Annotated in this window: 18 protein-coding genes and 1 pseudogene; 18 read left to right on the forward strand and 1 reads right to left on the reverse strand. The window is 70.1% G+C overall.

The features are described 5' to 3' along the window. Positions 1-218 precede the first annotated feature (218 nt). The 18 genes from J7E89_RS14585 to J7E89_RS14670 all read left to right on the forward strand — a co-directional run bounded on the left by J7E89_RS14585 (position 219) and on the right by J7E89_RS14670 (position 22,566). Complete coding sequence (locus J7E89_RS14585; RefSeq protein WP_214973584.1) at positions 219-1,166, forward strand: beta-ketoacyl-ACP synthase III; 948 nt, start codon at positions 219-221, stop codon at positions 1,164-1,166. A 185-nt stretch (positions 1,167-1,351) separates the two neighbouring features. After that, positions 1,352-2,026, forward strand: a complete 675-nt coding sequence (locus tag J7E89_RS14590; protein ID WP_214973586.1) for a GntR family transcriptional regulator — start codon at positions 1,352-1,354, stop codon at positions 2,024-2,026. 54 nt (positions 2,027-2,080) lie between these two features. Next, positions 2,081-2,365: a hypothetical protein gene (locus J7E89_RS14595; RefSeq protein WP_214973588.1), complete on the forward strand. Its 285-nt coding sequence runs from the start codon at positions 2,081-2,083 to the stop codon at positions 2,363-2,365. Between the two features lie 195 nt (positions 2,366-2,560). Then, a complete protein-coding gene (locus J7E89_RS14600; RefSeq protein ID WP_138901409.1) occupies positions 2,561-3,742 on the forward strand; it encodes an ROK family transcriptional regulator in 1,182 nt (393 codons plus the stop codon). A 172-nt stretch (positions 3,743-3,914) separates the two neighbouring features. Continuing rightward, entirely contained in the window at positions 3,915-5,447 is a 1,533-nt protein-coding gene (locus J7E89_RS14605; RefSeq protein WP_214973590.1) for a sugar ABC transporter ATP-binding protein, read from the forward strand. After that, positions 5,444-6,490 carry an ABC transporter permease gene (locus tag J7E89_RS14610; RefSeq protein WP_214973597.1) on the forward strand — a complete coding sequence of 349 codons (1,047 nt, stop codon included), beginning with the start codon at positions 5,444-5,446 and terminating at the stop codon, positions 6,488-6,490. The genes J7E89_RS14605 and J7E89_RS14610 overlap by 4 nt, the downstream gene beginning before the upstream one ends. 69 nt (positions 6,491-6,559) lie before the next feature. Beyond that, positions 6,560-7,600 carry a substrate-binding domain-containing protein gene (locus J7E89_RS14615; RefSeq protein WP_214973599.1) on the forward strand — a complete coding sequence of 347 codons (1,041 nt, stop codon included), beginning with the start codon at positions 6,560-6,562 and terminating at the stop codon, positions 7,598-7,600. A gap of 58 nt (positions 7,601-7,658) precedes the next feature. After that, positions 7,659-8,891, forward strand: coding sequence for a Gfo/Idh/MocA family protein (locus tag J7E89_RS14620; protein WP_214973606.1), 1,233 nt, complete (start codon positions 7,659-7,661; stop codon positions 8,889-8,891). 14 nt (positions 8,892-8,905) lie between these two features. Next, the gene (locus tag J7E89_RS14625) at positions 8,906-9,910 is read left to right on the forward strand and encodes a sugar phosphate isomerase/epimerase (RefSeq protein ID WP_214973608.1); all 1,005 of its coding nucleotides are present in this window, start codon (positions 8,906-8,908) and stop codon (positions 9,908-9,910) included. Positions 9,911-10,289: 379 nt separating this feature from the next. Continuing rightward, positions 10,290-13,982: a ThuA domain-containing protein gene (locus J7E89_RS14630; protein WP_308315474.1), complete on the forward strand. Its 3,693-nt coding sequence runs from the start codon at positions 10,290-10,292 to the stop codon at positions 13,980-13,982. A 118-nt stretch (positions 13,983-14,100) separates the two neighbouring features. Beyond that, positions 14,101-15,243, forward strand: coding sequence for an inositol-3-phosphate synthase (locus tag J7E89_RS14635; RefSeq protein WP_214973610.1), 1,143 nt, complete (start codon positions 14,101-14,103; stop codon positions 15,241-15,243). Next, entirely contained in the window at positions 15,240-16,379 is a 1,140-nt protein-coding gene (locus J7E89_RS14640; protein WP_214973612.1) for an SCO3242 family prenyltransferase, read from the forward strand. Before J7E89_RS14635 ends, J7E89_RS14640 begins: the two co-directional genes overlap by 4 nt. Then, complete coding sequence (locus J7E89_RS14645) at positions 16,376-17,311, forward strand: sugar phosphate isomerase/epimerase (protein ID WP_214973615.1); 936 nt, start codon at positions 16,376-16,378, stop codon at positions 17,309-17,311. Before J7E89_RS14640 ends, J7E89_RS14645 begins: the two co-directional genes overlap by 4 nt. After that, a complete protein-coding gene (locus tag J7E89_RS14650; RefSeq protein ID WP_214973618.1) occupies positions 17,305-18,066 on the forward strand; it encodes an EboA domain-containing protein in 762 nt (253 codons plus the stop codon). The genes J7E89_RS14645 and J7E89_RS14650 overlap by 7 nt, the downstream gene beginning before the upstream one ends. 6 nt (positions 18,067-18,072) lie before the next feature. Then, positions 18,073-18,924 (forward strand): TatD family hydrolase, encoded by an 852-nt coding sequence (locus J7E89_RS14655; protein ID WP_214973620.1) that lies wholly within the window; start codon positions 18,073-18,075, stop codon positions 18,922-18,924. 17 nt (positions 18,925-18,941) lie between these two features. Beyond that, a complete protein-coding gene (gene eboE, locus J7E89_RS14660; RefSeq protein ID WP_214973624.1) occupies positions 18,942-20,111 on the forward strand; it encodes a metabolite traffic protein EboE in 1,170 nt (389 codons plus the stop codon). After that, positions 20,108-21,499 carry a nucleotide pyrophosphatase/phosphodiesterase family protein gene (locus tag J7E89_RS14665; protein ID WP_214973626.1) on the forward strand — a complete coding sequence of 464 codons (1,392 nt, stop codon included), beginning with the start codon at positions 20,108-20,110 and terminating at the stop codon, positions 21,497-21,499. Before eboE ends, J7E89_RS14665 begins: the two co-directional genes overlap by 4 nt. Before the next feature lie 17 nt (positions 21,500-21,516). Continuing rightward, the gene (locus tag J7E89_RS14670; RefSeq protein ID WP_214973627.1) at positions 21,517-22,566 is read left to right on the forward strand and encodes a sugar phosphate isomerase/epimerase; all 1,050 of its coding nucleotides are present in this window, start codon (positions 21,517-21,519) and stop codon (positions 22,564-22,566) included. A 12-nt stretch (positions 22,567-22,578) separates the two neighbouring features. Here J7E89_RS14670 and J7E89_RS14675 read toward each other — a convergent pair. Further along, positions 22,579-23,968 (reverse strand): annotated as a pseudogene (locus J7E89_RS14675) (OFA family MFS transporter). Positions 23,969-24,026: the final 58 nt, after the last annotated feature.

The following is a 24,026-nucleotide window of genomic DNA, read 5'->3' on the forward strand; positions in this document are numbered from 1 at the left end:
AAGGGGGAGCGCAGAAGGCGCTGGAAAGTGCGGGAAGGGTTCCGAAGAGTCGACAGAATATTGTCTACAGTATGCCTTCAAGGGGGTCAAGGGTCGCCGTCAGCAGGAAGCTCCAAAGAGTCGGGGGCGAATCCTGTCGATTCACCTGCCGTCGTACTGGTGAGTCGCAAAGAAGACTGGACCGTTCCGACTGTCCGCAAAGAGGGGTGGAACCGCCAATGACCGGCTCACGAGTCGTCGCGCTCGGGCACTATCAGCCTGCCAAGGTGCTCACGAACGACGATCTGGCAGCCATGGTCGACACCAGCGACGAGTGGATCACCAGCCGCGTCGGCATCAGGACCCGCCACGTCGCGGGACCCGACGAGCCCGTCGACGAGCTGGCCGCGCACGCCGGAGCCAAGGCACTGGCCGCGGCGGGTCTCACGCCCGCCGACATCGACCTCGTCCTGGTCGCCACCTCCACCGCGATCAACCGCTCCCCGAACATGGCCGCCCGCGTCGCCGCCCGCCTCGGCATGGGCTCGCCCGCCGTGATGGACCTCAACGTCGTCTGCTCGGGCTTCACTCACGCACTCGCCACGGCCGACCATGCCGTACGCGCCGGATCGGCCACCCGCGCCCTGGTCATCGGCGCCGACAAGATGGCCGAGATCGCCGACTGGACCGACCGCACCACCTGCGTGCTCGTCGGCGACGGCGCCGGCGCGGCGGTCGTCGAGGCCTGCGCCGAGGACGAGGAGCCGGGGATCGGCCCGGTCCTGTGGGGCTCGGTGCCGGAGATGGGGCACGCCGTACGGATCGAGGGCACGCCCCCGCGCTTCGCCCAGGAGGGCCAGTCGGTCTACCGCTGGGCCACCACCCAGCTGCCGCCCATCGCGCGCAAGGTGTGCGAGCGTGCCGGCGTGACGCCGGAGGAGCTGGCGGCGGTCGTCCTGCACCAGGCGAACCTGCGGATCATCGAGCCCGTCGCGCAGAAGATCGGCGCGGTCAACGCCGTGATCGCCCGCGATGTCGTCGACTCGGGCAACACCTCGGCGGCGAGCATCCCGATGGCTCTGTCCAAGCTGGTCGAGCGCGGCGAGATCGAATCCGGCGCGCCGGTGCTGCTCTTCGGCTTCGGAGGTAACCTGTCGTACGCGGGCCAGGTCATCCGCTGTCCCTGACCGGCTCTCTCTGACCGTCTCCGTGGAATGGTGACTGGGCCTCGGTGGTGTCACGCCGGGGCCCAGACTTGTGCCGGGGGTGAGGGGGATCTCGGCACAGGGGCGATTGCGCTCGGTAGACTGTAGACGATAGCCAATTAGCGTTGGCGACGCTCGCCGATGTTGGCCCGAAGGGGGACACCGCGATGTTGTCCGCAGGACTGCCGCAAGGGACCGTACCCAAGCTGGAGAGGCCCGGACCGCTCCGCGAGCGCGTGTACGAGGCGCTGCTCGAACTCATCACCACCCGGGCCCTGCGGCCCGGCCAGCACCTGATCGAGAGCGAGCTCGCCGGACACCTCGGAGTGTCCAGGCAGCCCGTGCGCGAGGCGTTGCAGCGGCTCAATACCGAGGGGTGGGTCGACCTGCGGCCCGCGCAGGGCGCGTTCGTGCACGAGCCGACCGAGGAAGAGGCCGACCAGCTGCTCTCCGTGCGTACGCTCCTGGAGGCGGAGGCGGCCAGACTCGCCGCCGCCAACGCCGGGTCCGCGGGGATCGCCGCGCTCGAAGAGGTGTGCGCGAAGGGTGAGCAGGCCGTCGCGGACGACGACGTGGACCTCGCCGTGTCGCTCAACGCCCAATTCCACGCCAAGGTCATGGAGTTGGCGGGCAACGTCGTCCTCGCCGAACTGGCGGCGCAAGTGGGCCGGCGGGTCCGCTGGTACTACACGCCGGTCGCCCGGCAGCGCGGCAAGCAGTCCTGGGTCGAGCACCGCGCGCTGATCGCGGCGATCTCGGACCGCGACGAGCAGCGGGCCACCGAGATCATGCGCGCCCACACGGAGCACACCCGCACCACCTACCATCAGCGCGTGGCGTAGGGCGCGCCGCACCACCCTCCCCACCAGCAACTCCCCAAGGATGGAAGCAGCCCAATGCTATTGATGATCCTCATCGGTGTCGTCGTCGTGGGCCTGGTAGTCCTCGGTGTCGTCATCGCCGTGGTCGCGAGCCGACGCAACCGTCAGGGTGCCGGCCCGGCCCCCGCACCGGGCGGTTACCCGTACCAGCCCGGGTATCAGGCAGCGCCGAACCAGGCCCCGAACCAGCCCCCGTACCAGCCGGTGCCGCAGGGCCAGGCGTATCCCACGCCTCCGCCGAACCAGCCCCCGCACACCCCCAACCCCTACACCCAACAGCCTCCCGTCCAGGGGCAGTAAGCACCTGCACTCCGAATGCGCCCGGCCATGGCCGGGCGCATTCGGCATGAGGGCAGGTCGTTCTTTGTCCTCGCTGTGGAGAAAGTTGTAGTGGATTCCTGCGCAACTTCTTCCCACTCCCGGCAGCCGCTGCTACGTTCCCCTCCAAAGCCAGGCATGAATGGCCGATGAGGCAGGGAGGGGCACGTGAGACGGATGACGGCTCGACCCGCGAACGCGCATCAGGCGCGGCTGCTCCGCCTGCTGCGTGACGGCGGACCCAACTCCCGCGCCCAGCTCGGCGATCAGATCGATCTCTCCCGTTCCAAACTCGCCGTTGAGGTCGACCGGCTGCTCGACACCGGTCTGGTCGTCGCCGACGGCCTCGCCGCCTCGCGCGGTGGCCGCCGCTCGCACAACATCCGGCTCGCACCCGCCCTGCGCTTCCTCGGCATCGACATCGGCGCCACCTCGATCGACGTGGCCGTCACCAACGCGGAGCTGGAGGTACTCGGTCACCTCAACCACCCCATGGACGTACGGGAAGGCCCGGTCGCGGTCTTCGAGCAGGCGCTCGCACTCGCCGCCAAACTCAAGGCGTCCGGCCTCGCCGAGGGTTTCGACGGGGCGGGCATAGGGGTGCCGGGCCCGGTCCGCTTCCCCGAAGGTGTGCCGGTCGCGCCGCCGATCATGCCCGGCTGGGACGGCTTTCCCGTACGGGAGGCTCTCAGCCAGGAGCTGGGCTGCCCCGTCATGGTCGACAACGACGTGAACCTGATGGCGATGGGGGAGCAGCACGCGGGCGTCGCACGCTCCGTGGGCGACTTCCTCTGCGTCAAGATCGGCACCGGCATCGGCTGCGGCATCGTCGTCGGCGGCGAGGTCTACCGAGGCACGACCGGCAGCGCCGGCGACATCGGCCACATCCAGGTCGAACCGGAAGGCCGCGCCTGCGCCTGCGGCAACAAGGGCTGCCTGGAAGCCCACTTCAGCGGCGCCGCGCTCGCCCGCGACGCCGAGGACGCGGCCCGCTCCGGCCGCTCGCCCGAACTGGCCGCGCGGCTCGAAGCGGCCGGACGGCTCACGGCCGCCGACGTCGCCGCGGCGGCCGCCGCCGGCGACGCCACGTCGCTCGACCTCATCCGGGAGGGCGGCAACCGCGTCGGCCAGGTCATCGCCGGACTCGTCAGCTTCTTCAACCCCGGGCTCGTGGTGATCGGCGGCGGGGTTACCGGCCTCGGTCACACCCTGCTCGCGAGCGTCCGCACCCAGGTCTACCGCCAGTCGCTGCCGCTCGCGACCGGCAATCTGCCCATCGTCCTGGGCGAGTTGGGGCCCGCCGCCGGCGTGATCGGCGCGGCCAGGCTCATCAGCGACCATCTGTTCTCGCCTGCCTGACCCCGGCCGGCGCGCACGACCGTACGACCCGTAAAGCACCAACGCACATGACCGGCTTCGCCGTGCCCAGCTTTGCCCTGCCCAGCTTTGCCCTGCCCAGCCATGTCCATCTTGTCCTGTTCTGCCTGCCCTGCTCGCTCACCGGCCGCCGCACCAGCCGAGGGGAACCGTCATGGCACCACCACAAGCAGCTCCACCCCTTCTTCTCACGATGTCCGGCATCACCAAGTCCTTCCCCGGCGTCCGCGCCCTCGACGGCGTGGACCTGGAGGTCCAGGCGGGCGAAGTCCACTGCCTGCTCGGCCAGAACGGCGCCGGAAAGTCCACCCTCATCAAGGTGCTCGCGGGCGTACACCAGCCCGACGGCGGCGAGATCACCTGGCAGGGCGCCACGGTCTCCCTCAAGTCGCCCATCGCCGCCATGCGCCTCGGTGTCGCCACCATCTACCAGGAACTCGACCTGGTGGAGGGCCTGTCGGTCGCCGAGAACATCTTCCTCGGCCACGAACCGACCACCGCCGGCTTTGTCGTACGCGGCAGGGAGGCCCGCGCGTCCGCCACTGCCCTGCTGAAGCGGCTCGGGCACTGCGAGATCGACTCCGGCAGTCTGGTCGGTACGCTCTCCGCCGCCCAGCAGCAGATCGTCTCCATGGCCCGGGCGCTCTCCCACGACGTACGCCTCATCGTGATGGACGAGCCGTCCGCCGCCCTCGACCCGGACGAGGTCGACAACCTCTTCCGTATCGTCGCCGGGCTCACGGCGGACGGCGTCGCCGTCGTCTACATCTCCCACCGGCTCGAAGAGATCCGGCGCATCGGCGACCGCGTGACCGTACTCAAGGACGGACGCGCGGTCGCGGTCGGACTGCCCGCCAGAAGCACCCCGACGCGTGACGTCGTCGCGCTGATGACCGGGCGAGATGTGGAGTACGTCTTTCCCGAGCGCCGCGCGGAACACCCCTCGGCCACCGAGCCCGTGCTCAGGGTTGAAGGGCTCGCCCGGGAAGGGGAGTTCACGGCGCTCGATCTCGACATCCGGCCCGGTGAGATCGTCGGCCTCGCCGGCCTCGTCGGCTCCGGGCGCTCCGAAGTCCTGGAGACGATCTACGGGGCGCGCAAACCCACCGCCGGGCGCGTCCTCGTCGACGGGCGCCCCCTGCGCCCCGGCAGCGTCCGCGCCGCCGTACGCGCCGGCATCGGCCTCGCTCCCGAAGAGCGCAAGGCACAGGGCCTGTTGATGCTCGAATCCGTCACCCGCAACGTGTCCGTGTCGACCCTGTCCCGCTTCTCGCGCGGCGGCTGGCTCGACCGTACGGCCGAACGCAAGGCCGCCCAGGCCGCCACCCGCGAACTGTCCCTGCGGCCCGGCAACCCCGACGCCCGCATCCGCACCCTCTCCGGCGGCAATCAGCAAAAGGCCGTACTCGCACGCTGGTTGCTGCGCGGCTGCCGCGTCCTGCTGCTCGACGAGCCGACGCGCGGCGTCGACGTAGGGGCGCGCGCGGAGCTGTACGCCGTGATCCGCAGGCTGGCCGACGAAGGCCTCGCCGTACTTCTCGTATCCAGCGAAGTCCCGGAAGTCCTGGGCCTCGCCGACCGCGTGCTGGTGCTCAGGGAAGGGCGAGTCGTCCACACGGCGGCCGCCCGGGAGCTCGACGAGCACCGCGTACTCGACCTCGTGATGGAAGGGAGCCCGACGCCATGACGCAGCCTGTCTCGCCGGCGCAGCAACAGCATCAGCAGGACGGACCGGCCCTCGCCACGGCCAAGACGCCCACGGACCGGCCGGGTTGGCGCAAGCTCGGGATGCGCCTCGACGTGCGTAACATGTCGTTGCTCGGCGTGCTCGCGGTGCTTGTCGCGGTCGGCGGCTTCACGAAACCCGAGCAGTTCCTGGACAGCAGCAACCTCCAGCTCGTCCTCACCCAGGCCTCAGTCATCGGGGTCGTCACCGTCGGCATGACCTTCGTCATCACCAGCGGCGGCATCGATCTCTCGGTGGGCGCGATCGTGGCGCTCGCCTCGGTGTGGGCGACAACGCTCGCGACCCAGGAGTACGGCTTCGCGGGCATCCTCTTCACGGCGGTGGTCGTCGGCCTGGGCTGCGGACTCGTCAACGGGCTGCTCATCGCGTACGGCGGGATGGTGCCCTTCATCGCGACGCTCGCCATGCTGGCCTCGGCCCGCGGACTCGCCCTCCAGATCACCGACGGCAAGACGCAGATCGTCACCGTCGAGTCCGTACTCGACCTCGGCATCCCGGACTCGTACGTCCTGGGCATTCCGCCACTCGTCCTGGTCTTCGCGGTGGTCACCGTCGTCGGCTGGCTGCTGCTCAACCGCACCACCTTCGGGCGGCGTACGGTCGCGGTCGGCGGCAACGCGGAAGCGGCCAGGCTCGCCGGCATCGACGTACGCCGCCAGCGCCTCTACCTCTACCTGCTGTCCGGACTGTGCTGCGGAATCGCGGCCTTCCTGCTGATCATCCTGTCGGGGTCCGGCCAGAACACGAACGGCAACCTCTACGAACTTGACGCCATCGCCGCGGCGATCATCGGCGGGACGCTGCTCAGCGGCGGGCGGGGCACGATCGTCGGTTCCGTACTCGGTGTCCTCGTCTTCACCACGATCACCAACATCTTCGCGCTCAACAACCTGCAGAGCGACGTACAGCAGATCGCCAAGGGCGCGATCATCGTCGCCGCCGTACTGGTCCAGCGCCGAACGGCGCGTGACGGCGAGGCCTGACCGGCCTCGCACTCCACCCCGCTTCTTCCGTACGTCCACGTCTTCCCTGACCGAAGGATTGGAACCGCCATGCCACAAACCAGTCGCAGAGGGCTGCTCTTCGGCACCGCAGCCGTCTCCGCGGGCGCCCTGCTCACCGCATGCACCAGCAACGAGCCCAAGGAGAAGCCGCCGGCCGCCAACAGCGAGCCGGCCGCCGCCGACGACAAGCCCGGCAAGAAGGTCACCATCGGGTTCGCCGGCCCGCAGGCAGACCACGGATGGCTCAACGCCATCAACGAGAACGCCAAGTCGCGCGCCGAGAAGTACTCCGAGGTGACCCTGGAGATCACCGAGGGGTCGAACGACACCGCGGCGCAGATCGGCCAGGTCCAGACGCTGATCAACAAGAAGGTCGACGTACTGGTGATCCTGCCGGCCGACGGCAAGGCGCTCACCCAGGTCGGCCTCCAGGCGATGAAGGCGGGCATCCCCGTCATCAACCTGGACCGCATCTTCGCCTCGCCGCAGGCCTACCGCTGCTGGATCGGCGGCGACAACTACGGCATGGGCCTCAACGCGGGCAACTACATCGGCGAGCAGCTCAAGGACAAGCCGAACGCCAAGGTGGTGGAGCTCGCCGGGCTCGACAACCTGGAGCTGACCAAGCAGCGCAGCCAGGGCTTCGCGGACGCCCTCAAGAACTACCCCAACGTCAAGCGCGTCGCCCGCCAGGCTGCCGACTTCACCGTCGAGTCGGGCCAGGCGAAGATGGCGCAACTGCTGCAGGCTCAGAAGCAGTTCGACGCGCTGTGGAACCACGACGACGACCAGGGCGTGGGCGCCCTGCGCGCCATCCAGCAGGCCGGGCGCGACGACTTCCTGATGGTCGGCGGGGCGGGCGCCAAGGCCGCGATGGACGCCATCAAGGCCGACAACAGCGTGCTGAAAGCCACCGTCCTCTACCCGCCGACCATGGCCGCCTCGGCCATCGACCTGGCGCGTGCCCTCGGCCAGGGCAAGGGCGTCGGCGGCATGGCGGAGCTGGAGATTCCGGCCTCGATCACCCTCTACTCGGCCGTCGTCACCAAGGACAACGTCGACGAATACCTGCCGACGGGCTTCAGCTGACCGGGCCGCCCGCCCGCCCCCACCGTGCGAGTGACCAGTTCGACGAGGAGGAATCCGTATGGCCCGTAAGGAAGAGACGGAGACGGCGACGGAGACAGGTGCGGAGGCGGTCGCCGACGCCCCGCCGACGCTCGGTGTCGGCATGGTCGGATACGCGTTCATGGGAGCCGCCCACTCACAGGGCTGGCGCACCGCGGGCCGCGTCTTCGACCTGCCGGCGCGGCCGGTCCTCGCGGCCGTCTGCGGACGCGACGCCACCGCCGTACGGGCGGCGGCGGACAAGCACGGGTGGGCGGCGGCGGAGACCGACTGGCGGGACCTCATCGCACGCGACGACGTGCAGATCGTCGACATCTGCACGCCGGGTGACAGCCACGCGGAGATAGCGGTCGCCGCACTTGACGCGGGAAAGCACGTGCTGTGCGAAAAGCCGCTGGCCAACTCGGTCGCCGAGGCGCAGGCCATGACGGCCGCCGCCGAGCGGGCCCGCGGGCGCGGCCAGGTGGCGATGGTCGGCTTCAACTACCGCCGGGTGCCGGCCATGACGTACGCCCGCCGGCTGATCGGGGAGGGCAGGCTGGGGGCGCTGAGGCACGTACGGGTCACTTACCTCCAGGACTGGCTCGTCGACCCGGAGTTCCCGCTGACCTGGCGCCTCCAGCGGGAGTACGCGGGCTCGGGCGCGCTCGGCGACCTGGGCGCGCACATCGTGGACCTCGCGCAGTACCTGGCGGGGGAGCCGCTGGTGGGGGTTTCGGCCATGACGGAGACGTTCGTACGGTCGAGGCCGCTGCCGGCGGGTGCGACGGCGGGGCTTTCGGGGGCCGGGGGCTCCGAACGCGGGGCGGTGACCGTCGACGACGCGGCGCTCTTCACCGGACGGCTCGCTTCGGGCGCGCTGGCTTCCTTCGAGGCGACCCGTACGGCGGCCGGCCGCAAGAACGCGCTGCGCATCGAACTCAACGGCGAGCGCGGCTCGCTGGCCTTCGACCTGGAGCGGCTGAACGAACTGTCCTTCCACGATCACACCGAGCCCGCCGTCTCCTCCGGCTTCCGGCGGATCCTGGTGACCGAGCCCGGCCATCCGTACCTGGAGGCGTGGTGGCCGCCCGGCCACGCCCTGGGGTACGAGCACACCTTCGTCCACCAGGCGCGCGACTTGCTGCACGCCATCGCCACCGGGACCTCGCCGGAGCCGTCCTTCGCGGACGGGCTGCAGGTGCAGCGGGTGCTGGCGGCGGTGGAGGAGAGCGCCGAGAAGAACGCGATCTACACGCCCGTACTCCCGTAGGAGGTCGTTTCCGTATGCCACGTCCCTTCACGCTCTTCACCGGCCAGTGGGCCGATCTGCCGCTGGAGGAGGTCTGCCGACTGGCCCGCGACTTCGGTTACGACGGGCTCGAACTCGCCTGCTGGGGCGATCACTTCGAGGTCGACAAGGCGCTGAACGACCCGGGTTATCTGGAGGGTCGCCACCAACTGCTCGACAAGTACGGACTGAAGTGCTGGGCGATCTCCAACCACCTGGTCGGCCAGGCGGTCTGCGACGCGCCCATCGACGAGCGGCACCAGGCCATCCTCCCGTCGCGGATCTGGGGCGACGGGGAGCCCGAGGGCGTACGGCAGCGGGCGGCGGCCGAGATGGCCGACACGGCCAGGGCGGCGGCCGCCTTCGGTGTCCGTACGGTCATCGGCTTCACCGGGTCGTCGATCTGGCACCTGGTGGCGATGTTCCCTCCCGTACCGCCGCACATGATCGAGCGGGGTTACGAGGACTTCGCCGAGCGCTGGAACCCGATTCTGGACGTCTTCGACGCGGAGGGCGTGCGCTTCGCGCACGAGGTGCACCCGAGCGAGATCGCGTACGACTACTGGACGACGCACAGGGCGCTGGAGGCGGTGGGCCATCGACCGGCCTTCGGTCTGAACTTCGACCCGAGCCATTTCGTGTGGCAGGACCTGGACCCGGTGGGCTTCCTGTACGACTTCCGGGACCGGATCTACCACGTCGACTGCAAGGAGGCCCGCAGGCGTCTCGACGGCCGCAACGGCCGGCTCGGCTCGCACCTGCCGTGGGGAGATCCTCGGCGGGGGTGGGATTTCGTGTCGGCGGGACACGGCGATGTGCCGTGGGAGGACGTATTCCGGATGCTGCGGTCGATCGGGTACGAGGGGCCGGTGTCGGTGGAGTGGGAGGACGCCGGGATGGACCGACTCACCGGGGCCCCGGAAGCGCTTGCCACGCTGAAGCGGTACGACTTCGACCCACCGAGCGCGTCGTTCGACGCGGCGTTCGGGGGCGCCGACTAGGTCTTTCCCCTGCCCGCCCCTTCCCGACTGGCCAGGGTCGCGAAACCAGCCCCTGCCCGGCACCTTCCAGCAGCCCCTCCGGCGTTTGAGGAGCGGGGTCTGGGGCGGAGCCCCAGCTCGGGAAGGGGCGGGTAGGGGAACAGCCCCGCAGGGCAGCCCGGCGGAACGCACCGCCGCCGGGGCGGTCGCCGCTGCCCGGATGACCCTTTGTCCTGCGGCGGGAGAAAGTTCAACTTCCCTCCCGCACAAGGGCTTTCCGTCCCGGACGAACGCAGCTAACGTCCCTGAGGTGTACAGGACATGAGTTGGTCCCGGCGTGACGGCGCACTCCGGTTCCGCTTCCCGAATCAGAGAGCTTCCCCACTTCCGGAGGACACTCGTGCACAGGAATCGGCTCAGAGCCGGATCGGCCCGAAAGACACTCGCACTCCTCACCGGCGGCCTCCTGGCTGCCACCTCAATGACGTTCACCGCCACAACGACCGCCATCGCAACTGCCGCCGCCGAGGACTTCCAGCAGGTCACCCTCGCCAAGGGCGAGCCCGAGACGGGCGAGCCCATGTCGCTCGCCGTGCTCCCCGACCGCAGCGTCCTGCACACCTCGCGCGACGGCGAACTCCGCATGACCGACAGCGCCGGCAACACCCGCGTCGTCGGCACGGTCCCCGTCTACTCGCACGACGAAGAAGGCCTCCAGGGCATCGGCATAGACCCGAAGTTCAGCGAGAACCGGCGGATCTACCTCTACTACGCACCCCCGCTGGACACCCCGCCGGGCGACGCCCCCAACGAGGGCACGGCCGCCGACTTCGCCAAGTTCGACGGCGTCAACCGGCTCTCACGCTTCGTACTCAAGGCCGACGGCACCCTCGACAACGCCAGCGAGAAGAAGATCCTCGACGTACCCGCCACCCGCGGCATCTGCTGCCACGTCGGCGGCGACATCGACTTCGACGCGCAGGGCAACCTCTACCTCTCGACCGGCGACGACTCCAACCCCTTTGCCTCCGACGGCTTCACCCCCATCGACGAACGCCCGAACCGCAACCCGGCGTACGACGCACGCCGCACCTCCGGCAACACGAACGATCTGCGCGGGAAGATCCTCCGTATCAAGGTGAACGAGGACGCCTCCTACGCGGTTCCCGAAGGCAACCTCTTCGCCCCCGGCACCGCCAAGACGCGCCCCGAGATCTACGCCATGGGCTTCCGCAACCCCTTCCGCTTCAGCGTCGACAAGCCCACCGGCGTGCTGTACGTCGGCGACTACGGCCCCGACGCAGGCGCGGCCGACCCCGCGCGCGGCCCGGCGGGCCAGGTCGAGTTCGCCCGCGTCACCAAGCCCGGCAACTTCGGCTGGCCCTTCTGCACCGGCAAGAACGACGCGTACGTCGACTACGACTTCGCGACGAAGGAGTCCGGCGCCAAGTTCGACTGCGCAGCCCCGGAGAACACCTCGCCGTCCAACACCGGCCTAACGGACCTGCCGCCGGCCCAAGAGGCCTGGATCCCGTACGACGGCGGATCCGTCCCCGAGTTCGGCACCGGATCCGAGTCCCCGATGGGCGGCCCCGTCTACCGGTACGACGCCAACCTCGACTCCCCGGTGAAGTTCCCCGAGGCGTACGACGGCGACTTCTTCGCCGGTGAGTTCGGCCGGCGCTGGATCAAGCGCATCGAGCAGGATGCCAACGGCGCCGTACAGTCCATCAATCCCGTGCCGTGGACCGGAACCCAGGTCATGGACTCGGCCTTCGGCCCCGACGGGGCGCTGTACGTACTCGACTACGGCACCGCCTGGTTCGGCGGCAACGAGCACTCCGGTCTCTACCGCATCGAGAACGCCACCGACGGCCACTCGCCGGTCGCGGAGGCCAAGGCCGACAGGACATCGGGCCAGGCCCCGCTGCGCGTGAAGTTCTCATCCGCAGGCACCGCCGACTCCGACGGCGACGCGCTCACCTACTCGTGGACGTTCGGTGACGGCGGAAAGTCGACCGCCGCCAACCCCACGTACACGTACAAGAAGAACGGCACGTACACCGCGACCGTCACCGCCAAGGACACCACCGGGCGGACGGGTTCGGCGAGCGTACAGATCGTCGTCGGCAACACCGCGCCCAAGGTGACGCTCGAACTGCCCGGTGACGGCCAGCTGTTCGACTTCGGCGACGACGTGCCCTTCAGGGTGAAGGTCACCGACCCCGAGGACGGCACGGTCGACTGCGCCAAGGTCAAGGTGACGTACATCCTCGGCCACGACAGCCACGGCCACCCGATCACCTCGGCCAACGGCTGCACCGGCACCATCAAGACCCCCGCCGACAGCAGCCACGACCCCAACGCCAACATCTTCGCGGTCTTCGACGCCGAGTACACGGACGGCGGAGGCGGCGGCCAGGCCCCGCTGACCAGCCACGACCAAAAGGTGCTCCAGCCCAAGCAGCGCCAGGCCGAGCACTACTCCACCCAGAGCGGCGTAGCACCGCAGAGCAAGCCGACCGCGCACGGCGGCAAGACCGTGGGCGACATCAGCAATGGCGACTGGATCGCCTTCAAGCCGTACCGCGTAGGCGACGCCACGTCCCTCACCGCACGCGTCTCGTCTGGTGGAGCGGGCGGCACACTCGAAGTCCGTACGGGGTCACCGGACGGCAGGCTGATCGGCTCGACCGTCGTCCCCGTGACCGGCGGCTGGGACGTCTTCCAGAACGTCACCACCACCATCAAGCGGCCCCCGGCCGGCACCACCACCCTCTACCTGGTCTTCAAGGGCGGCGCCGGAGCGCTCTACGACATCGACGACTTCACCTTCTCCACGGCGAAGAGCGACGCCACCCCCAAGAAGCGGGTCCTGGTCTTCTCCAAGACCGCCGGCTTCCGCCACGACTCCATCGGGACGGGCATCACCGCGCTCAAGGAACTCGGCGCGGAGCGCGGCCTCGCCGTCGACGCCACCGAAGAACCGAAGCAGTTCACACCGGAGAACCTCGCGCGCTACGACGCTGTCGCGTTCCTCTCCACGACCGGTGACGTCCTGAACACCAACCAGCAGACGGTCTTCGAGCAGTACGTCGCCGACGGAGGCGGCTACATGGGCATCCACGCCGCCGCCGACACCGAGTACGACTGGAAGTTCTACGGCGGACTCGTCGGCGCGTACTTCCACTCGCACCCGCAGATCCAGCCGGCGACCGTACGCGTCGAGGACCACGACCACCCGTCGACCGCGCACCTCGACACCACCTGGCAGCGCACCGACGAGTGGTACAACTACCGCACCAACCCACGTGAGCAGGCCCGCGTCCTGGCCACCCTCGACGAGACCAGCTACACCGGCGGCAACATGAAGGGCGACCACCCGATCGCCTGGTGCCAGCCGTACGAGGGCAGGCGTTCCTTCTACACGGGCGGCGGCCACACGAAGGAGTCGTACGCCGAACCGGCCTTCCGCAAGCACCTGCTGGGCGGAATGCTGTACGCCACCGGAATCGCCAAGGCCGGCTGCACGCCCTCCAAGGGCTACCGGTCGATCTTCAACGGCGAGACCCTCGACGGATGGAAGCAGGCAGGCCCCGGTTCCTTCGAAGTCAAGGACCGCACGCTGAACTCCGTCGGCGGCATGGGCCTCCTCTGGCACCAGGCCAAGGAACTGAAGTCGTACTCCCTCAAGCTCGACTGGAAGATGGCCGGTGACGACAACTCGGGGATCTTCGTGGGCTTCCCGGCCTCCGACGACCCGTGGTCGGCCGTCAACAAGGGGTATGAGATCCAGATCGACGCGACCGACGCCCCCGACCGCACCACCGGGTCCGTGTACGGCTTCAAGGCGGCGAACATCACCGCCCGGGACGCCGCGCTCAACCCGCCGGGGGAGTGGAACGCGTACGAGATCAGGGTCGAGGGAGAACGGCTCCGCGTCTTCCTCAACGGTGTGAAGATCAACGACTTCACGAACACCGACCCTGCCCGCAGCCTGGCCCAGGGCCACATCGGCATCCAGAACCACGGCGCCGGCGACCAGGTTTCCTTCCGCAACATCAAGGTCAAGGAACTGTCCGCAGGCTCCTGACGACCACCAGGACCGGCGGCGGGCGGGAGCACGCCGAGCCCCCGCCCGCCGCCCTCTGGTCTGTATATGCCCGTCTCTACATGTTCGTCTCTCCATCTCTCTGGCAGGGAGGCAGCCCGTGACGACCACGACCCATTCCGAAGACACGACGGCGCACACGGCACGGACCGGAGTGTGGTTCGTCGGAGCGCGCGGCTCCGTCGCCACGACCGCCGTAGCCGGCTGTGCGGCCCTCAGCGCGGGCCTCCACGCGCCGGACGGCATGGTCACCGAGACCCCGCCGTTCGCCGGGAGCGGCCTGGCGCCGCTCTCCTCGCTCGTCTTCGGCGGACACGACACGGTGAGCTGCCCCCTGCCCAAACGGGCCGAGGAACTGGAGGCGGGCGGCGTCCTGCCGCACGGCCTGTCCTCGGCCGTACGAAGCGAACTGGCGACGGCGGACCGGGAGATCAGGACCGGCGGCCCACTGCCGGGCGACACGCGCGGCGACGAGGAACTCATCGACGCCTTCGCCGCACACCTGCTGGTCGCGCGCCGGCAGCGTCTCGACCGCGTGGTGGTCGTCAACGTCGCCTCAACAGAACCCGCTCCCACGGACCCCCAGTCGTCCCTCCCGCCCAGCTCCCTCTACGCGGCGGCGGCGCTGCGGGCCGGCTGCCCGTACGTCAACTTCACCCCCTCCACCGGGCTGCGCGCGGCGGCCCTCCAGGACGCCGTCGCGGCCGGCGGCCTTCCCCACGCGGGACGCGACGGCAAGACGGGCCAGACGCTGCTCCGTTCCGTACTCGCCCCGATGTTCGTGCAGCGCGCCCTGTCCGTACGGGCATGGTCGGGTACGAATCTGCTCGGCGGCGGGGACGGAGCAGCGCTGGCCGACCCGGCCGCCGCGGCGGCGAAGAACGCGGGCAAGAACCGTGTCCTGACGGACACCCTCGGCGCGCTTCCCGAGGGCGACGTCCACATCGACGACGTACCGGCGCTCGGTGACTGGAAGACGGCCTGGGACCACATCGCCTTCGACGGCTTCCTGGGCTCACGGATGACGCTCCAGACGACGTGGCAGGGCTGCGACTCGGCGCTCGCGGCGCCGCTGGTTCTCGACCTGGCCCAACTGCTGGCGCGCGCCCACGAGGTGGGCATCTCGGGACCGCTCCCGGAGCTCGGCTTCTACTTCAAGGACCCGGACGGCGGCCCGGCGGCGCTGGCGGAACAGTACGAGGCGCTGCTGGCCTTCGGGTCGCGCCTGCGGGCGGCCCGATGACGGCGCCCGCTCATCGCCTCACCGCCTGGGCGGAACTCCTGCGCGTGTCCGCCCTGTTCACCGTCCCGGGTGACGCGGTGGCGGGCGCGGCGTCCATCGGCGTACGCCCCAACCGGGGCACGGCCCTGGCGGTCGGGTCCTCCTTGTGCCTGTACGAGGCGGGCATGGCCCTGAACGACTGGGCGGACCGCGCGGAGGACGCGGTGGACCGCCCGCACCGCCCGATCCCGTCGGGCCGCATCACCCCGGCCGGGGCCCTGGCCGCTTCGGGCGCCCTGACGGCGGCAGGCCTCGCCCTGGCGGCGGGGGCGGGCCGCCCGGCCCTGGCGGTGGCCACGGGCCTTGCGGCGACGGTCTGGGCGTACGACTTGGCCCTGAAGTACACGGCGGCAGCCCCCGCGGCGATGGCCACGGCCCGGGCCCTGGATCTGCTCCTGGGCGCGACGGCGACGGCGACGGGGGCGCGGGCCGAGCTCTTCTTTCCCCACCCCGCCCCTTCCCGAAGGCCTCAAACGCCGGCCGGGCTTGATGGGGCTGAGCAGCCTCTCCTGGCACATCCAGCCCGTCCAGGGGGTCCCTCCCATGCCCTTAAGGCTATGGGGGAGTTTGAGGACCGGGGTCTGGGGCGGAGCCCCAGGTGGGGGAAGGGTCGCCCGGGCCCGGCGGTGGTCGTGGCTCGTGCACCCGGTGTGCGCGACGCACTGGCCGCCGCGGCAATGCTTGGCGCGCACACCTACGCCGTCACGGCGGTCTCGCGCCGCGAAACGCAGGGCGGCTCGACGGCGACGCCACTCGCCGCGCTCGCGGCAGCCGCCGTACTGGCCGGGTTGGTCGCCCGCAAACGCCCGGCGCCCGCGCCCACCCGCCACAAAGCGGTCCGCATCGTCAGCCACTCGGCAACCCCCGCCACCCTCGCGGCCACCGCCTACTTCCGCACCGCGGCCAAGCCCCTCCTCCACGCCGCACTCAATCCCTCCCCGCCCCTCACCCAGCGCGCCGTGGGCGGCGGGATCCGGGCCATGATCCCGCTGCAGGCCGCGCTCGCGGCCCGCAGCGGCGCGGCCGGGGCCGGGGCGGCGCTCATGGGGCTCGTACCCATCGCCCGGAAGCTGTCGCGAAAGGTGAGCCCCACATGACCGCCACCCCCGCTCACACCCCCGCTCACACCGCCACTCACACCGCCACCCCCATCCGCTTCGGCTACGGCACCAACGGCCTCACCGACCTCCGTCTGGACGACGCCCTCGCCCTCCTGGCCGACCTCGGTTACGACGGCGTCGGCCTGACCCTCGACCACATGCACCTCGACCCCCTCGCCGCCGAACTGTCCGCCCGCACCCGCCAAGTCGGCCGCAGGCTGTCCCAGCTTGGCCTCGCCGTGACCATCGAGACCGGCGCACGGTACGTCCTCGACCCGCGCCGCAAACACGGCCCGTCCCTGCTCGACCCGGACCCGCAAGGCCGCGCCGCCCGCGCCGAGCTGCTCGTCACGGCGGTACGCGTCGCCGCGGACCTCGGAGCCCACGCCGTCCACTGCTTCAGCGGCGTCACCCCGGACGGAACCTCGCCCGACACCGCCTGGCAGCGGCTGACCGAGTCACTCGCCCCCGTCATCGAAGCCGCCGCCACCGCCGGGGTACCGCTCGCCGTCGAGCCCGAACCCGGTCACCTCCTCGCCACCCTCGCCGACTTCCATCACCTGCGCCGCACCCTCGGCGACCCCTCCCCTCTCGGCCTCACCCTCGATATCGGTCACTGCCAGTGCCTGGAACCGTCGTCGCCCGCCGACTGCGTACGCGAGGCAGCGCCGTGGCTGCGGCATGTCCAGATCGAAGACATGCGCCGCGGCGTACACGAGCATCTGCCGTTCGGCGACGGCGAGATCGACTTCCCGCCCGTCCTGGACGCACTCGCAGCCACCGGCTACCAGGGCCTGACAGTCGTCGAACTCCCCCGCCACTCGCACGCCGGCCCCGACCTGGCTGAACGCTCCCTCGACTTCCTGCGCAAGGCGACGCGGGCGCTGCCCACCGAACCGGCGATCCCGGCAGGAGGCGCCCGATGCTGACCGAACTGACCAACGGCGCCCCGCTCTCCGCCCTTCAGGCCGCACTCGAAGAACAGCTGACCGGAGCGGCCCGCGCTTGGCTCCACGAGGCCCTGGCCGAGGCGGAAGCGGAGGCGAAGGCCAAGGCCGCCAAGGCCAACGCCAAGGGGCACTTCGCCGAGCCGGCGGACCGCCCCCGCTGGACCCTGCCCACCTGGGAGCTCCGCTTCGCGGAAGCAGGCCGCCACTGCCGTCCCGTCCAAGGCACCGAGTCCACGCCAGACCTCCATAGCGCCCAGGACCTGGCCGACGCCGCCCGCGTCCTCCTCCTGCACGCCGTGCGAGCCGACCACGCCACCATCACCCGGCTCTACACCCACGGCACCGCCGCCGAACGCCGCGCGGTGCTGCTCGCCCTGCCGCACTTCAACGCCCCGTCCGCCGGTCCCGCGACGCTCCTCCCGCTCGTCGAAGACGCTCTGCGTACCAACGACACCCGCCTCGTCGCCGCCGCAGTAGGCCCGTACGCCGCCGAGCACCTCGACCAGCACGCCTGGCGGCACGCCGTCCTCAAGTGCCTGTTCACCGGCGTACCGGTCGACGCCATCGACGGCCTGGCCCCGCGCGCCCGCGCCGACAGCGAACTCGCCCGGATGCTCCGCGACTACGCCGCCGAACGCACCGCCGCAGGCCGCCCCGTCCCGGACGATCTCCACCGCGTCCTCGCCCTCACGGCACGCCCGTACCTCACGGCCGCCCCCACAGAGGAGTCCTGAGTTCTGATGCGCATCTTCGACCCCCACATCCACATGACATCCCGCACCACCGACGACTACCAGGCGATGTACGCCGCCGGGGTCCGCGCCGTAGTCGAGCCGTCCTTCTGGCTGGGCCAGCCCCGCACCTCGCCCGCCAGCTTCTTCGACTACTTCGACGCGCTCCTCGGCTGGGAGCCCTTCCGCGCCTCCCAGTACGGCATCGCCCACCACTGCACGCTCGCCCTCAACCCCAAAGAGGCGAACGACCCCCGCTGTACCCCCGTTCTCGACGCGCTTCCCCGCTACCTCGTCAAGGACTCCGTCGTCGCCGTCGGCGAGATCGGCTACGACTCCATGACCCCCGCCGAGGACACCGCGCTCGCCGCCCAGCTCCAGCTCGCCGCCGACCACGGACTGCCCGCCCTCGTCCACACCCCGCACCGCGACAAACTCGCCGGCCTCCACCGCACCGTCGATGTCATCCGCGAATCGAACCTCCCCCCGGACCGCGTCCTCCTCGATCACCTCAATGAGACAACCGTAAAGGCCGCCACTGACAGTGGCTGCTGGCTCGGCTTCTCCATCTACCCCGACACCAAGATGGACGAGGACCGCATGGTCGCCGTCATCAAGGACCACGGCACGGAAAAGGTGCTGGTCAACTCCGCCGCGGACTGGGGGAAGAGCGACCCCCTCAAGACCCGCAAAGTCGGTGACGCCCTGCTCGCCGCAGGCTTCTCCGAGGACGACGTCGACCAGGTCCTGTGGCGAAACCCCGTCGCCTTCTACGGCCTCAGCGGCCGCCTCCACCTCGACGTGTCCGACGCCCCCGAGCCGCTCCACGAGGGCAACTCCATCCTCCGCGGCGGGGAATGAGGGGGAGGAGAGCCACCATGCGCTTTCGCCACCCCGACGGTTCCACCGTCCACCTCGCGTACTGCACCAACGTCCATCCCGCCGAGACGCTCGACGGCGTACTCGCCCAGCTCCGCGACCATTGCGAGCCCGTACGCAGACGCCTCGGCCGGGACCGCCTCGGCATCGGCCTGTGGCTCGCGAAAGACGCCGCGCACGCGCTGATCACCGACCCGGCCGCCCTGCGCGGCCTGCGCGCCGAGCTGGAACGGCGGGGTCTGGAAGTCGTCACCCTCAACGGCTTCCCGTACGAAGGGTTCGGCGCAGAAGAGGTCAAGTACCGCGTCTACCGGCCCGACTGGACCGAGCCCGCGCGTCTCGACCACACCACCGACCTCGCCCACCTCCTCGCCGCGCTGCTCCCCGAAGACGTCACCGAAGGCACCATCTCCACCCTCCCCATCGCCTGGCGGACCCCCTTCGACACGGCCCGCGCCGACGCCGCCCGCACCGCGCTCACCACGCTCGCCGAACGCCTCGACGCGCTGGAGGAGCTCACCGGCAAATCCATCCGCATCGGCCTCGAACCCGAGCCGGGCTGCACCGTCGAGACGACCGCCGACGCCATCGGCCCCCTCACCGCCCTGGCCGGCTCGCGCATCGGTATCTGCGTCGACACCTGCCACCTCGCCACCTCCTTCGAGGACCCGGCGAACGCCTTGGGCGCCCTCACCGCCGCCGGCGTCACCATCCCCAAAGCACAGCTCTCCGCGGCCCTGCACGCCGAACACCCCCACCTCCCCGAAGTACGCGAAGCGCTCGCCGCCTTCGCCGAACCCCGCTTCCTCCACCAGACCCGTACCCGTACGAGCGCAGGCCTGCGAGGCACCGACGACCTCGACGAGGCCCTGACCGGAGCGGTGCTCCCCGACGGCGCCCCCTGGCGCGCCCACTTCCACGTCCCCCTCCACGCCCCGCCCGCCCCGCCGCTCGCCTCGACCCTTCCCGTACTCCAGGACGCGCTCGCCCGCCTCGTCGGCGGCCCGGCGCCGCTCACCCGCCACCTCGAAGTCGAGACGTACACCTGGCAGGCACTCCCGCCCGAGCTGCGACCCCGCAACCGCACCCAGCTCGCCGACGGAATCGCCGCCGAACTCACTCTCGCCCGCGACCTCCTGGTCGACCTCGGCCTCAAGGAGCTGCCGTGACAGAGACAGAGACCTCACCCACCCCCCTCCTCGTCCTGGACGTCGTCGGCCTCACCCCCCAGCTGCTCGCCCACATGCCGAACCTCAAGCGGCTCGCCCAGTCCGGCTCCCAGGCGGCCCTCGGAACCGTCCTGCCCGCCGTCACCTGCGCCGCCCAGTCGACATTCCTCACCGGCACCACCCCCGCCGAGCACGGAATCGTCGGCAACGGCTGGTACTTCCGCGACCTCGGCGAAGTCCTCCTCTGGCGCCAGCACAACGGCCTCGTCTCCGGCGACAAGATCTGGGACGCCGCCCGCCGCGCCCACCCCGGCTACACCGTCGCCAACATCTGCTGGTGGTACGCGATGGGAGCCGACACCGACTTCACGGTCACCCCCCGCCCCGTCTACTACGCCGACGGCCGCAAGGAACCCGACTGCTACACCCGCCCCCCGTCCCTCCACGACGAACTCACCGAGAAACTCGGTACTTTCCCCCTCTTCCACTTCTGGGGCCCGGGCGCCGACATCGTCTCCTCACAGTGGATCACCGATGCCACCCGCCACATCCTGCGCACGCGCCACCCCGACCTGGCCCTGTGCTACCTCCCGCACCTCGACTACGACCTCCAGCGCTACGGTCCCGACGACCCCCGCGCGTACCGCGCCGCAGCAGACCTCGACGCCGCCGTCGCGCCGCTGCTCGACGACGCGAGGGCCGAGGGCCGTACCGTCGTCGCGCTCTCCGAGTACGGGATCACCCGCGTCTCGCGCGCCGTCGACATCAACCGGGCCCTGCGCCGCGCCGGACTCGTCGAGGTCCACACCCAGGACGGCATGGAGTACCTCGACCCCATGACCTCACGGGCGTTCGCAGTCGCCGACCACCAGCTCGCGCACGTCTACGTACGTCGGCCCGAGGACCTCGAACCCACCCGTGCGGCCCTCGCGGACCTCCCCGGAATCGCCGAACTCCTCGACGACGAGGGCAAGAAGAGCCACGGCCTCGACCACCCCCGCTCCGGCGAACTGGTCGCCGTGGCCGAACCCGACGCGTGGTTCACGTACTACTACTGGCTCGACGACGCGAAGGCCCCCGACTTCGCCCAGCTCGTCGAGATCCACCGCAAGCCCGGATACGACCCCGTCGAGCTCTTCATGGACCCCCTCGACCCGTACGTACGCCTCAAGGCAGCCAAGGCCCTCGCCCGCAAGAAGCTCGGCATGCGCTACCGCATGGCGGTCGTGCCCCTCGACCCCTCACCTATTCGCGGCAGCCACGGCCGCCTCCCCGAGCGCGACGAAGAAGGTCCGCTCATCCTGTGCTCCACCCCCCGCGCTGTAAGCGGCCGCCTGGCGGCCACCGATGTGAAAGCCCTGCTCCTTCATCTTGCCGGACTGCACTGACAAAGGGAGTTCCACGCATGAGCCGCAAGACCACCACCAGCACGAGCACCGACCCCGAGCTCACCCACAAGCTCTCCAGACGAGGCATGCTCGGCGTAGCCGCCGGCGCCACCGCGGCCGCCCTCCTCGGCGCCGCGGCGCCCGCCGCTGCCGCTGCCGAACAGACGGCCACCGGCCGCGGCCGCCCCGTCCTGCCCCCCGGCCGCCTCGGCATCCAGCTCTACTCGCTCCGCGACAAGGTCTCCACCCTCGGCTTCGCCAAGGTCTTGGCCGAGCTGGAGCGCTTCGGTTACGACGAGGTGGAGTACGCCGGCTACACCCAGGGCTCCGCGGGCCCCATCACCCTGGCCCAGCTCCGGCAGCTCACCCGTGACCACGGTCTGCGCGGCATCGGCAGCCACGTCGGCTACTACTCCGACGGCAACCCCAGCGCGTACACCTTCGCCCAGAACCTCACCAAGGTCCTCGACGACGCCCAGGCCCTCGGCCTCAAGCACATCGGCACCGCGTCCGGCCCCTGGCGTTACGGCGCGACCGTCGACGGCTGGAAGCGGGCCGCCCAGGACTTCAACACGTACGGAGCGGCGGCCAGGGCGCGCGGCATGAAGTTCTACCAGCACAACCACGCCGAGGAGTTCTCCTTCGCGACCGATAAGCCCGGCGTCCGCCTCTACGACGTACTCCTCGCCGAGACCGATCCCGACCTGGTCTATCTGGAGATGGACATCTATTGGGCGTACGCCGCCCAGTTCCGCTTCGGAAAGCGCGCCGACGGCACACCCGCCCCCTTCGAGCCCCTCGACTACGTACTGAAGCAGCCGGACCGCTACCCGCTCTTCCACGTCAAGGACGGCGAACACGACGCATCCGCCCGCGACGGCTACCGGATGGCGGACGTCGGGGACGGAGACATCGATTACCAGCGCTTCATATCCGCTGTGTCGAAGACCCGCGGCGGGCACCGTGACCACCACTGGCAGGCGGAACACGACAACCCGGTCGAGTCGTTCGCCTTCGCCCGCAAGTCGAGCGCGCACCTGCACTCACTGCGCGAGAAGGACTGCTGAGAGCGGTAGCAGTCAGATCGCGTCGCGGCTGATCGGCTGCGGGTTCGGCTTGATGTGCCGGGGCCCGCGGCCGCCCCGGCGGGTGCAGGAAGATCGCGATGAAGCCGGCGAACAGGGAAATCGACCCCGCCAGTACGAACGCACCGCCGTACCCCCACGCGCCCACGACCACCGCGCCCATGCCCGAGCCGAGCAGCCCGGACACCAGCTTGGAGCTGTAGACGAGCCCGTAGTTGGAGGCGTTGTTGTTCTCGCCGAAGTAGTCCGCGGTCATCGCCGCGAACATCGGGAAGATCGCGCCGCCCCCGAATCCGGAGATGCTGGAGAACAGCAGGAACAGCGGCAGATTCCCAATATTTCCCGAGAACAGGATCCCGTACTGGGAAAGCCCCAGCACGACGCAGACGAAGATCAGGCACTGCTTGCGGCCGTACCGGTCGGAGAGCCAGCCGATCACCCCGCGTCCGGTCCCGTTCACGATCGCCTTCAGGGACATCGCCGTGGCCACGATGCCGCCCGCGAACCCCGCCTCGTCACCGAACGGCACCTGGAAGGCGATGCCGAATATGTTCACACCCGACGTACACAGCAGGCAGAACCACATCAATCCCACGCGCCCCGTCTGCCACGCCTCCCTCGGCGTGTACTGCTTCACGGCCGGTGGGTTCTTCTCCAGCGCGCGCCGCGCCCGCGGGTCGTCCGGCTTGCGCAGCGGGTCGATCTCAGCGGGCCACCAGTTCTTCGGCGGGTCCTGGAAGAAGTACCCGGCGAAGGCCACCACACCGGCGAGGAAGACGCCGACGGCGACCAGCACCCACCGGAAGTTCGTCAGGTCCATGTAGCCGGTGAAGATGAACACGAACGGCACGGAGCCATAGGCGAAACCGCCATTGACGAAGCCCGTCTTGCCGCCCTTGCGCTCCGGATACCACTTGCCGACCATGTTCACGCAGGTCGCGTAGACCATGCCGGCGCCCATGCCGCTGAACATGCCGAAGCCGACGTACGCCACGATCACATGCGGCGCGAAGGCCAGCGAAAGATAGCCGAGCAGAGTGCCCACCGCGCCCAGCATCATCGCCCAGCGGGCCGGCAGCTTCCCGCTCTCCCGCAGCTTTCCGGCCGGGAAGGCCACCGCCGCCTGGAAGAACACCCACACACCGAGCATCCAGAAGATGTGCTGGCTGCCCCAACCGTGCGCGGTGTGCAAGGTCTCCTCGGCGGACGCGAACGCGTACTCCGCCGAGCTGATGCCCATCATTCCCACCCACGGCAGGATGACCATCCACTTGCGTGGTCGGCCCATGATGTCCACATCGGTTTCGCCGAGCCGGTACATCCGGCCGTTGGCGTCCGTCACCTCCCTGTAGGGGACGGACGATGAGATGTCTGTTGTCGCCATGTCGATCGAACCCCTTGCGTCGAAGAAGCCTGGGCAGCGCCCCCTGTCCGTTCTCTTC

Origin of the sequence: Streptomyces sp. ISL-100 (assembly GCF_018614615.1) — a bacterium.
Lineage (GTDB): Bacteria > Actinomycetota > Actinomycetes > Streptomycetales > Streptomycetaceae > Streptomyces.

Bases quoted from the DNA above. Each gene is read 5' to 3' on its own strand.
- J7E89_RS14610 (WP_214973597.1), top strand. From the start codon at position 5,444: ATGACGCAGCCTGTCTCGCCGGCGCAGCAACAGCATCAGCAGGACGGA.
- eboE (WP_214973624.1), top strand. From the start codon at position 18,942: ATGCGCTTTCGCCACCCCGACGGTTCCACCGTCCACCTCGCGTACTGC.
- J7E89_RS14620 (WP_214973606.1), top strand. From the start codon at position 7,659: ATGGCCCGTAAGGAAGAGACGGAGACGGCGACGGAGACAGGTGCGGAG.
- J7E89_RS14655 (WP_214973620.1), top strand. From the start codon at position 18,073: ATGCGCATCTTCGACCCCCACATCCACATGACATCCCGCACCACCGAC.
- J7E89_RS14590 (WP_214973586.1), top strand. From the start codon at position 1,352: ATGTTGTCCGCAGGACTGCCGCAAGGGACCGTACCCAAGCTGGAGAGG.
- J7E89_RS14595 (WP_214973588.1), top strand. From the start codon at position 2,081: ATGCTATTGATGATCCTCATCGGTGTCGTCGTCGTGGGCCTGGTAGTC.
- J7E89_RS14615 (WP_214973599.1), top strand. From the start codon at position 6,560: ATGCCACAAACCAGTCGCAGAGGGCTGCTCTTCGGCACCGCAGCCGTC.
- J7E89_RS14605 (WP_214973590.1), top strand. From the start codon at position 3,915: ATGGCACCACCACAAGCAGCTCCACCCCTTCTTCTCACGATGTCCGGC.
- J7E89_RS14600 (WP_138901409.1), top strand. From the start codon at position 2,561: ATGACGGCTCGACCCGCGAACGCGCATCAGGCGCGGCTGCTCCGCCTG.
- J7E89_RS14650 (WP_214973618.1), top strand. From the start codon at position 17,305: ATGCTGACCGAACTGACCAACGGCGCCCCGCTCTCCGCCCTTCAGGCC.
- J7E89_RS14585 (WP_214973584.1), top strand. From the start codon at position 219: ATGACCGGCTCACGAGTCGTCGCGCTCGGGCACTATCAGCCTGCCAAG.
- J7E89_RS14670 (WP_214973627.1), top strand. From the start codon at position 21,517: ATGAGCCGCAAGACCACCACCAGCACGAGCACCGACCCCGAGCTCACC.
- J7E89_RS14645 (WP_214973615.1), top strand. From the start codon at position 16,376: ATGACCGCCACCCCCGCTCACACCCCCGCTCACACCGCCACTCACACC.
- J7E89_RS14640 (WP_214973612.1), top strand. From the start codon at position 15,240: ATGACGGCGCCCGCTCATCGCCTCACCGCCTGGGCGGAACTCCTGCGC.
- J7E89_RS14625 (WP_214973608.1), top strand. From the start codon at position 8,906: ATGCCACGTCCCTTCACGCTCTTCACCGGCCAGTGGGCCGATCTGCCG.